9 protein-coding genes and 1 pseudogene are annotated in these 9,153 nt (G+C 71.6%); 1 reads left to right on the top strand and 9 read right to left on the bottom strand.

Annotated features, from left to right (window positions below; all coding sequences use genetic code 11):
• Nucleotides 1-265 precede the first annotated feature (265 nt).
• Nucleotides 266-2,575 carry a glycoside hydrolase family 18 chitinase gene (locus VR45_RS34085; RefSeq protein WP_078897126.1) on the top strand — a complete coding sequence of 770 codons (2,310 nt, stop codon included), beginning with the start codon at nt 266-268 and terminating at the stop codon, nt 2,573-2,575.
• Between the two features lie 175 nt (nt 2,576-2,750).
• On the opposite strand, the gene VR45_RS34080 is transcribed toward VR45_RS34085, so the two are convergent.
• From VR45_RS34080 to VR45_RS34045, 9 genes and pseudogenes are all read right to left on the bottom strand, one after another.
• Nucleotides 2,751-3,458 carry a spermidine synthase gene (locus tag VR45_RS34080; RefSeq protein ID WP_045943778.1) on the bottom strand — a complete coding sequence of 236 codons (708 nt, stop codon included), beginning with the start codon at nt 3,456-3,458 and terminating at the stop codon, nt 2,751-2,753.
• 132 nt (nt 3,459-3,590) lie between these two features.
• Nucleotides 3,591-3,809: a hypothetical protein gene (locus VR45_RS50835; protein WP_353612744.1), complete on the bottom strand. Its 219-nt coding sequence runs from the start codon at nt 3,807-3,809 to the stop codon at nt 3,591-3,593.
• 142 nt (nt 3,810-3,951) lie between these two features.
• A pseudogene (locus tag VR45_RS50830) lies at nt 3,952-4,659 on the bottom strand (putative sulfate exporter family transporter); the annotation flags it as partial.
• Between the two features lie 7 nt (nt 4,660-4,666).
• A complete protein-coding gene (locus VR45_RS34070; RefSeq protein WP_045943777.1) occupies nt 4,667-5,233 on the bottom strand; it encodes a cysteine dioxygenase family protein in 567 nt (188 codons plus the stop codon).
• A 122-nt stretch (nt 5,234-5,355) separates the two neighbouring features.
• Complete coding sequence (locus VR45_RS34065; protein WP_045943776.1) at nt 5,356-6,270, bottom strand: LysR family transcriptional regulator; 915 nt, start codon at nt 6,268-6,270, stop codon at nt 5,356-5,358.
• A gap of 138 nt (nt 6,271-6,408) precedes the next feature.
• Nucleotides 6,409-7,278: an amino acid ABC transporter permease gene (locus VR45_RS34060; RefSeq protein WP_045943775.1), complete on the bottom strand. Its 870-nt coding sequence runs from the start codon at nt 7,276-7,278 to the stop codon at nt 6,409-6,411.
• Complete coding sequence (locus VR45_RS34055) at nt 7,275-7,919, bottom strand: amino acid ABC transporter permease (RefSeq protein ID WP_045943774.1); 645 nt, start codon at nt 7,917-7,919, stop codon at nt 7,275-7,277. Before VR45_RS34055 ends, VR45_RS34060 begins: the two co-directional genes overlap by 4 nt.
• 14 nt (nt 7,920-7,933) lie before the next feature.
• Nucleotides 7,934-8,821 carry a glutamate ABC transporter substrate-binding protein gene (locus VR45_RS34050; RefSeq protein WP_045943773.1) on the bottom strand — a complete coding sequence of 296 codons (888 nt, stop codon included), beginning with the start codon at nt 8,819-8,821 and terminating at the stop codon, nt 7,934-7,936.
• Between the two features lie 10 nt (nt 8,822-8,831).
• Nucleotides 8,832-9,153 (bottom strand): ATP-binding cassette domain-containing protein (locus tag VR45_RS34045; RefSeq protein WP_045943772.1); only part of this gene is annotated, 322 nt, incomplete at its 5' end.

Genomic DNA, 9,153 nt, shown 5'->3' with positions numbered 1-9,153 from the left:
CGCCCGACCCGCCCTACCACCGGCGGACCGGGCGGGTGCGCGCCGTCCGTCATGCCCACGACCGTCAACTGGTACAGACCTATTGCCAGTTGCCGGTCCGCTCCCTACCCTCGGCACAGGATCCTCCGTGGCACCCCGACGGCCCGAGGACCGGTTCCGCGCCGCCCCCATGGCCCGGAGCACACCGCTCCACGCACCTGACACCTCCCCACGGGTAACGGGGCGTCCGGGCCTGCCCCGGGACCCCAGGACAGGAGCCACATCCATGCGCAGACGTCGGATCAGCCTGCCGCTACTGGCAGCCGGGACCCTGCTCGTCCCGGTTCTCGCCGCCGCCCTCCCCGCCACCCTGGCCAGCGCCGCGGCCGAGCGTGCCGCCACCTCGGCCGCCGAGGCCGCCGCCGGGTCCGTCACCGCGGCCTTCGCCAAGGGCAGCGACTGGAGCACCGGCTACGAGGGCAGTTACACCATCACCAACGGCTCCAGCGCCCCGGTCAACGGCTGGACCCTGGAGTTCGACCTCCCGACCGGCAACACCGTGGCGGGCCTCTGGAACGCCAGCTACACCACCTCGGCCTCCCACGTCACGGTGAAGAACCCCGGCTGGGCCGCGACTCTGCCGGCCGGCGGCACCTACAACGTCGGCTTCAACATCGCCTACTCCGGCAGCTACCAGCCGCTGAAGAACTGCAAGGTCAACGGCCAGCCCTGCGACGGCAACAGCGGCGGCGACCAGACCGCGCCGACCGTCCCCGGCAACCTCAGGACCGGCACCGTCACCCAGACCTCGGTCGACCTGTCCTGGACCGCCAGCACCGACAACGTGGCCGTCACCGGCTACGACGTGTTCCAGGGCGGCACCAAGGTGGCCACCGCCGACGGCGCCACCACCGGTGTCACCGTGCAGGGCCTGACCGCCGGCACCGCCTACCAGTTCACCGTCCAGGCCTTCGACGCGGCGGGCAACCGCTCCGCGGCGGCCGGCCCGGTGAGCGCCACCACCAGTCCCCCGGTCGAGGACCGCGAGGCGCCCAGCACGCCGGGCACCCCCGCCGTGACCGGCTCGGACGCCAACTCCGTCTCGCTGAGCTGGGCCCCGAGCACCGACAACGTCGGCATCACCGCCTACGACGTGTACAACGGCACCGCGCTGGCCGCGACCGTGACCACGCCCGCCGCGACCGTCGGCAGCCTGGCACCGGACACCTCGTACACCTTCACCGTCAAGGCCCGGGACGCGGCCGGCAACGTCTCGCCCGCCTCCGGCCCGGTGACCGGGAAGACCAAGCCCGGCGGCAGCAACCCGGCCGCGCTGAAGATCGGCTACTTCACCCAGTGGAGCATCTACGCCCGCGGCTACAGCGTGAAGCAGCTCGACACCTCGGGCTCGGCCGGCCGGCTCACCACGCTCAACTACGCCTTCGCCAACATCCACCCGAGCACCAAGCAGTGCTTCATCACCAACAAGGCAGCCGGTCCGGACAACGACCCGAACGCGGGCGACGGCGCCGGTGACGCCTGGGCCGACTTCGGCAAGGGCTGGGACGCGGGCAGCTCGGTGGCCGGGACCACCGACACCTGGGACCAGAAGCTGGCCGGCAACTTCAACCAGCTGAAGCAGCTCAAGGCCAAGTACCCCAACCTCAAGATCCAGATCTCGCTGGGCGGTTGGTCGTACAGCAAGTGGTTCTCCGACGCGGCGGCCACCGACGCCTCCCGCAAGGCGCTGGTCAGCTCCTGCATCGACATGTACATCAAGGGCAATCTGCCGGTGATCGACGGCCGCGGCGGCGCGGGCAGCGCGGCGGGCATCTTCGAGGGCATCGACCTCGACTGGGAGTGGCCGAACTCCGACGGGCACACCGGGAACATCTTCCGGCCCGCCGACAAGGCCAACTACACCCTGCTGGCCCAGGAGTTCCGCCGCCAGCTGGACGCCCTCGGCGCCACCACCGGCAAGCACTACACGCTGAGCGCCTTCCTCCCGGCCGACCCGGCCAAGGTCGCCGCCGGCATCGACATCCCCGGCCTGTTCGGCGCCTTCGACTTCGCCACCATCCAGGGCTACGACTACCACGGCGGCTGGGAGATGGTCACCAACCAGCAGTCCGCGATCAAGGTCGCGGCGGGCGACCCGAACCCGCCGGCCCGGCAGTTCAGCTCCGAGGTCGCGATCGGCGCGTACGTCTCCGGCGGCGCCCCGAAGAGCAAGCTCACGCTGGGCATCCCGTTCTACGGCCGAGGCTGGACGGGCGTCCCGCGCGGCACCACCAACGGCCTCTTCCAGACCGCGACGGGCCCCGGCCCGGGCACCTACGAGGCCGGCTTCGAGGACTACAAGAAGCTCAAGCAGATGGCCACCGGCGGTGGTTACACCATCTACCGGGACCCGGTCGCCGGGTACGCCTACATCTACAACGGCTCGGTGTTCTACTCCTACGACGACCCGACCGAGATCGCCCGCAAGACCGCCTGGATCAAGTCCCAGGGGCTGGCCGGCGCGATGATCTGGGCCTTCGACGGTGACACACCGAACGGCGAGCTGATGGCCGCGGTGGACAACGGCCTCAAGTAGCCCCGTCCGTTGACACCCCGACCGTTGACACCCCGTCCGTCCATGCCCCGACCGTCCATGCCCTGACCGTCACTCTCCGGCCGTCAGGCCCTGGCCCGCCCCGACGGCCGCCTCCCACACTTTGCAAAGTGCAGACTTTGCAAAGTGTGGGAGAGCGGCGAGCGGTCGAGCCTGCTCACCGCCCGCGGCGGGCCAGGTGCACGACGTCGGGCACACCCCGGGCAACCTCGATCTCATGGGTCACCACGTCGGAGAAGCCGGCCGCCCGCAGCTCCTCCTCGAAGTCCGGCGACGGCCGGGCGCTCCAGACCGCCAACACCCCGCCCGGCTCCAGCCGGTGGCGCAGCACCGCCAGTCCGTCCGCGCCGTACAGCCCGGCGTTGCCGTCGGTGACGGTCCAGTCCGGCCCGTTGTCGATGTCCAGGCACAGCGCGTCGTAGCGGGCGCCGTCGGCCCCGGCCAGGTACTCCAGCAGGTCGGTGTGCAGCACCTCGACCCGCTCGTCCTCCAGCGCCCCGGCCGAGAACGCGGCCAGCGGTCCACTGCGGTGCCAGTCGATGATCGCGCTCTCGCGCTCCACCACCGCGATCCGGCCCCAGCGCGGCTCGGCCGCCGCGTGCGCCAACGAGAATCCCACCCCGAGCCCGCCGATCAGCAGGGACGGCCGCGCCACCGGCCCGGTCCGGTCGAGCTCCTCCAGCGCCACCCCGATCAGCAGCCGCTCGGAGCGCCCGTCGGCGGTGTCCATCAGGAAGCAGCCGTTGGCGATGATCTCGTAGTCCTGCCCACGCCGGCGCAGCGCCACTTCCCCGAACGGACCCTCGCGCCGGTCCAGCGTGACGACGGCGGCGGAGCCGTCCCGTTCGGGCAGTGCGCTGTACATGCGGCGGGTTCCTCCGCGGAGTCGGGGGCACGGGCACGCGGGACGGCCTCCGAGGGCCGGACCACCCGCCCGACGATAGCCGAGCCGGCCCCGGCGGGCGCCCGATTTACGTGGTGATCAGCACTCCGGTGGTTACGTGGTGATCAGCACTCCGGCGTACGACACCCCCGCCACCACCAGCCAGGAGCCGAGCCCGAGCAGGGCGATCCGGCCGCCGGTGCGCACCATGGTCGGCAGATGGACGGCGCTGCCGAGCCCGAACAGGGCGGCCGCGAGCAGCAGCTCCTGGGTGTCCCCGGCGAGCGTGAGGGCCCGCTCGGGCAGTACCCCGGTGGTGCGCAGCACGATCATGGCCAGGAACCCGGCGACGAACAGCGGCAGCAGCGGCGGACGCTTGCCGGCGGTCGGCGCGGTACCGGCCGGTACCGGCCCGCCGGTGCGAGCGCCGGACGGCCACCGCGACCCCGGCGACCAGCGGCGCCAGCAGGACCACCCGCATCAGTTTGACCAGCACCGCTTCGCGCAGCGCGCCGGCGCCGCCGGTCTGCGCGGTGGCGACCACCTGCCCGACGTCGTGGACGCTGGCGCCGACCCAGCGGCCGAAGCCGCTGGGGTCGAGCCCGAGCGGCTGCTGGAGCAGCGGCAGGACGGCGATCGCCAGGGTCCCGCAGAGGGTGACCAGGGCGACGGAGGCGGCGACGTCCTCCTCCTCGCTGCCGGCGGCCTGGCTGACCGCGCCGATCGCCGAGGCGCCGCAGATCGAGTAGCCGGTGGCGACCAGCAGCGGCTGGTCGCCGGGCAGCCCGAGCCGCTGCCCGAGCCAGAGCGTGCCGGCGAAGGTGGCCCCGACCACGGTGAGCACCATGGCGACGGTGGCCCAGCCGAGGCCGAGCACGTCGTCGAGGCTCAGTTTGAGGCCGAGCAGCACGATGCCGATCCGCATCAGCCGCTTGCCGGCCATCGAGAGCCCGGGCCGGGCGACGCCGCGGACCACCGGTCGCAGCCCGGGCAGGTGGGCGGCGGCGATGCCGAGCACGACGGCGGCGGTGAGCTTCGGCACGGCGGGAACGGCCTGGTGGACGGCGATCGCGGCGGCCACGCCGAGCACCGCGAGCAGCAGGCCGGGGGCGTCGCCGCCGAGCGGGGGCAGGACGCGGGTGCGGACCGGCCGCACCCGGCGGTCCCGGAGGGTCAGGGCCATACGGGGCTCACCGCTGTTCGCCGGCGGGCAGCCGGTAGACGCGCCGGATGCTGGTGCCGAGCTTGGCCACGTCGGCGCCGTACACATGGACGGAGATGGCGGTGGAGCCGCACGCGTTGCGGACCAGGTGGATGTCGCCGGGCGGGGCGAACGCGGCCACGGTGCCGGCCGGGCCGACCACGTGCTCGGTCTCCACCAGGTGGGCGGTGCGTCCGTCGGACACCAGCCGGTAGCGGGTCTCGCTCTCCTGGCCCTGGTGGACGCCGGCCACGCACCAGGAGACGTGGTCGTGGATCGGGGTCCGCTGGCCGGGCAGCCAGACCAGCGCGACAACCGAGAAGGAACCGTCCTCCTCGGCGTGGAGGACGTGCTGGCGGTAGCGGTCCGGGTCGCCCTCGCGCTGCTCGGCGGTGAGCAGTTCGCTGTCGCCGAGGTGCGGGGCGAGGCGCTCGCCGACCAGGTAGGCGGTGAGTTCCGGTGGCAGGCCGCGGTCCACCACGGCGCGGATCTCGCCGACGAGGGCGGTCATACGCTCGGTGAGCCGGCCGCTGCCGACCGTGGCTGACGTTGTCATGGCGGTAGCGTCGCCCCGCGCGACCTATCACGTCCAAGGAGGGTTCTTTCACCCTCCCCCAACCATTGCTTATCGATCGGGCCGGGATCAACCGGCCCGGGACCGACGCCCGGCCCCCCGGATCAGCACCCGACGCGGGCCGCCGCCGCCTGCCGCAGCTGGTCGAGCACCAGCGCGGTGGCGGGGATCCGCCGGTGCTCGCGGAGCACGTACGCACTGACCTGCCGCCGCAGATGCGGCTCCACGGCCCGGCCGGTGACCTTGCGGTGGCACATGAAGGAGAGCACCAGCGCGGGCATCAGCGCGATCCCGACCCCGGCGGCGACCAGGCTCTGCACCGCGAGGTTGTCGTCGGTGGAGAACACGATGTCCGGCGCGAAGCCCTCCTCCGCGCAGACGTGCAGCAGGTTGGCCCGGCAGCGCGGGCAGCCGGCGATCCACCGCTCGCCGTCGAGGTCGGCGAGCCGGACGGCGTGCCGGCGGCCGAGCGGATGGCCGACCGGCAGCAGCACCGTCAGCAGGTCCTCCATCAGCGGGATCTCGTCCAGCTCCGGCGGTACCTCGGCGGGCGCGCCGGGATAGCGGAAGGCCAGCGCGATGTCGCACTCACCGCGCAGCAGCCGCTGCACGGAGTCGGGCGGCTCGGCCTCCAGCAGTTCGACCCGGACGCCCGGGTGCTCGGCGAGCAGCCGGGCCATGGTCTCGGGTATCAGGGTGGCGTTGGCGCTCGGGAACGCGCAGACCCGGACGCGTCCGGCGCGCAGCCGGGCCAGTGCGGCCAGCTGCTGCTGGGCGGCGGAGAGGCTGCCGAGGATCTGCTCGGCGTGCCGGGAGAGCGCCTCGCCGGCCTCGGTGAGCCGCAGCCCGCGCCCGGCCCGGGTGAACAGCGGCAGGCCGACGCTGCGTTCCAGGGCCTTCATCTGCTGGGTGATGGCGGGCTGGGTGTAGCCGAGTTCGCGAGCCGCCGCCGAGTAGGAGCCGGCCCGGACGACCTCGTGGAAGGTCCGGATGTGCCGTGAGTCGAATACCGGCTCCACTGTGCCTCCGCCCGGCCGCCGTGCCACTGCCCGGCAATCATAAGCAGAGTTTGGAGGTATCGAGCCGACCCCCGTTCGTACCTATGGTTCACTCCGGGAACGGACACCCCTCGCGCCCCCGGCGATCGGGCCTCGCGGTCACCCCTGGGCGGCCGGCGGCAGCCCCATCGCCACCTCGGCACTGGCCACCGGCGCCCCGCCCCGCATGCTCGGCCGGCGCCGGCTCTGCCGCTCGACCCAGCGCGCGAACCAGGAGAGCAACAGGCACATGCCGATGTAGATCGGCGCGATCACCATCACCACCGGGATGAACGGCAGGTCGTAGTCCAGGTTGGTGGCGATCAGCTTGCCCGCGTGCAGGAACTCCTCGTAGGTGATCAGGAAACCCAGCGAGGTGTCCTTGAGCGCCACCACCAGCTGGCTGATGATGGCCGGCAGCATCGCCCGGTTGGCCTGCGGCACCAGCACGTAGGCCATGACCTGGGTCTTGCGCATGCCGAGCGCGTAGGCCGCCTCCTTCTGCCCCTTCGGCACTGCCAGCACCCCGGCCCGGAACACCTCGGCCAGCACCGAGCCGTTGTAGAGCACCAGTCCCGCCACCAGTGCCCAGAGCGGCGCGACCTTGAGCGCGACGAAGATGAAGAAGATCATCACCAGCAGCGGCATGGCCCGGAAGAACTCCACCACCAGCGTGGACAGCATCCGCACCGGCCGGTGGTCGGAGAGCCGCCCGGCAGCGAACAGCGCGCCGAACGGCAGCGCGAACAGCACCGTCCAGCCGAAGGCCTTGAGGGTGTTGCCGAGCCCGCGCAGCAGCAGCTCCTGGACGCCCTTGTACTCGAAGGCCATCCACTTGGACTCGGTGAACTGCTGGGTGTGGAAGAGCATGTAGACGATCCAGCCGAGCAGCGCGGCGATCACCAGCAGCGCGATCCCGCCGTACAGCCGGTGCCGGGCGAGCGCCTTCGGGCCCGGGATGTCGTAGAGCGCCGAGGATTCCACCGTCATCGCGACACCGCCACTCGTCGTTCCAGCAGGTTGAACACGACACTGACGGCCAGGGTGATGATCAGGTAGCCGACGGCGATCCAGACGAAGGTCCAGACGATGCTGTAACCCAGCTCGTTGATGGTCCGGTAGGTGCCGAGCAGCTCGGTGACGCTGAACGAGCCCGCGATCGCGGTGTTCTTCGCCAACGCGATCATCACACTGCCGATCGGGGCCACCACCGACCGGTACGCCTGCGGCAGCACCACCAGCCCCATCGTCTGGCCGAAGGTCATGCCCAGGCTGCGCGCCGCCTCGCCCTGGCCGACCGGCACGGTGTTCACGCCCGCGCGCATCGCCTCGCAGACGAAGGCCGAGGTGTAGCAGCCAAGCGCGAGCACCGCGAAGGTGAAGAACGGCAGGGTGATGTCGAAGCGCGGCAGGCCCAGCACCACGATGAAGAACAGCAGGGTGAGCGGGGTGTTGCGCAGCAGCGTCACCCAGGTGGTGCCGAACACCCGCAGCGGCTTCACCGGCGAGACCCGGAAGCTCGCGATCAGCACCCCGAGCACCAGGGCCAGCACCGCGCTCACCGCGAACAGCGAGAGGGTCCCGAGGAAGCCCTCCCAGTAGGTCGACCAGTTGTCGGTCAGCGTTTTCACAGCCCGGCCCTCCCTCAGTACCGGTCGATCGGCGGCGGGGTGGGCGCGGGGATCCCGGACAGGCCGAGGGTCGCGTCGTACGCCTTCTTCCAGTCGCCGTTCTCCTCGTGGCGCGCCAGCGCGTCGTTGAGCGCGCCGCGCAGCACGGTGTCGTTCTTGGGCGTGCCGATCCCGTACGGCTCCTGGGAGAACAGCGGGCCGACCACCTTGAGCTCGTCCGGCACCTTGGCCGCGTAGCCCATCAGGATGGTGTTGTCCGTGGTGACGGCGTCCACCTGGGAGGTGATCAGGTTGTCCACGCAGGCCGAGTAGGTGTCGTAGCCGATCAGCTCCGCCTTCGGGTACTGCTTCTGGATCCGCTGGTACGGGGTGGAGCCGGCCGCCGAGCAGACCTTCTTGCCGTCCAGGTCCTGCGGTCCGTTAATGTCCTTGTTGTTCTTGCGCACCAGCAGCGACTGCCCGGCCAGGTAGTACGGCCCGGCGAAGCCGACCAGCTTCTTGCGGTTGTCGTTGATGGTGTAGGTGCCGACGTAGTAGTCGACCTGGCCGTTCTGCAGCGCGGTCTCGCGGTTGGCCGAGGCGATGGTGCGGAACTCGATCCGGTCCGGGCCGAAGCCCAGGTCGGCGCCGACCATCTTGGCGATCTCGATGTCGAAGCCGGAGTACACGCCGGTGGCCGGGTTCTTCTGGCCGAGGTAGGGCTGGTCCTCCTTGGCACCGACCACCAGGTGCCCCCGGGCCCGGGCGCCGTCCAGGGTCGGGGAGCCGGTGACCGGGCTCCCGGTCGCCACCTGGTAGCTGGGCAGCGCGCTGGGCTGCGGCCCCTTGGGCGGCGGGGTGCCGGGTTTGCCGCAGCCGGCCAGCAGCAGGGCCGCGGCCAGCAGGGTGACGGTCTTCTTCACGGGCCGGGCCTCAGTGCTTCAGGATCTTGGAGAGGAAGTCCCGGGCGCGCTCGCTCTCCGGGGCGCCGAAGAAATCCTCCGGCGCGCGGTCCTCGACGATCCGGCCGTCCGCCATGAAGACCACCCGGTTGGCGGCGGAGCGGGCGAAGCCCATCTCGTGGGTCACCACGACCATGGTCATGCCCTCGTGCGCCAGCAGGCGCATCACGTCCAGCACCTCGTTGATCATCTCGGGGTCCAGGGCCGAGGTCGGCTCGTCGAAGAGCAGCGCCTTCGGATCCATCGCCAGCGCCCGGGCGATCGCCACCCGCTGCTGCTGGCCCCCGGAGAGC

The organism is Streptomyces sp. NRRL S-495 (assembly GCF_000966955.1).
Lineage (GTDB): Bacteria > Actinomycetota > Actinomycetes > Streptomycetales > Streptomycetaceae > Kitasatospora > Kitasatospora purpeofusca.
Note: the sequence above shows the minus strand (reverse complement) of the source record. Positions and strands in the feature narration are given on the sequence as shown.

Excerpts from the sequence above, each read along its gene's own strand:
- VR45_RS34080 (WP_045943778.1), bottom strand. The coding sequence starts at position 3,458 with ATGTACAGCGCACTGCCCGAACGGGACGGCTCCGCCGCCGTCGTCACG.
- VR45_RS34085 (WP_078897126.1), top strand. The coding sequence starts at position 266 with ATGCGCAGACGTCGGATCAGCCTGCCGCTACTGGCAGCCGGGACCCTG.
- VR45_RS34070 (WP_045943777.1), bottom strand. The coding sequence starts at position 5,233 with ATGACAACGTCAGCCACGGTCGGCAGCGGCCGGCTCACCGAGCGTATG.
- VR45_RS34060 (WP_045943775.1), bottom strand. The coding sequence starts at position 7,278 with ATGACGGTGGAATCCTCGGCGCTCTACGACATCCCGGGCCCGAAGGCG.
- VR45_RS50835 (WP_353612744.1), bottom strand. The coding sequence starts at position 3,809 with ATGATCGTGCTGCGCACCACCGGGGTACTGCCCGAGCGGGCCCTCACG.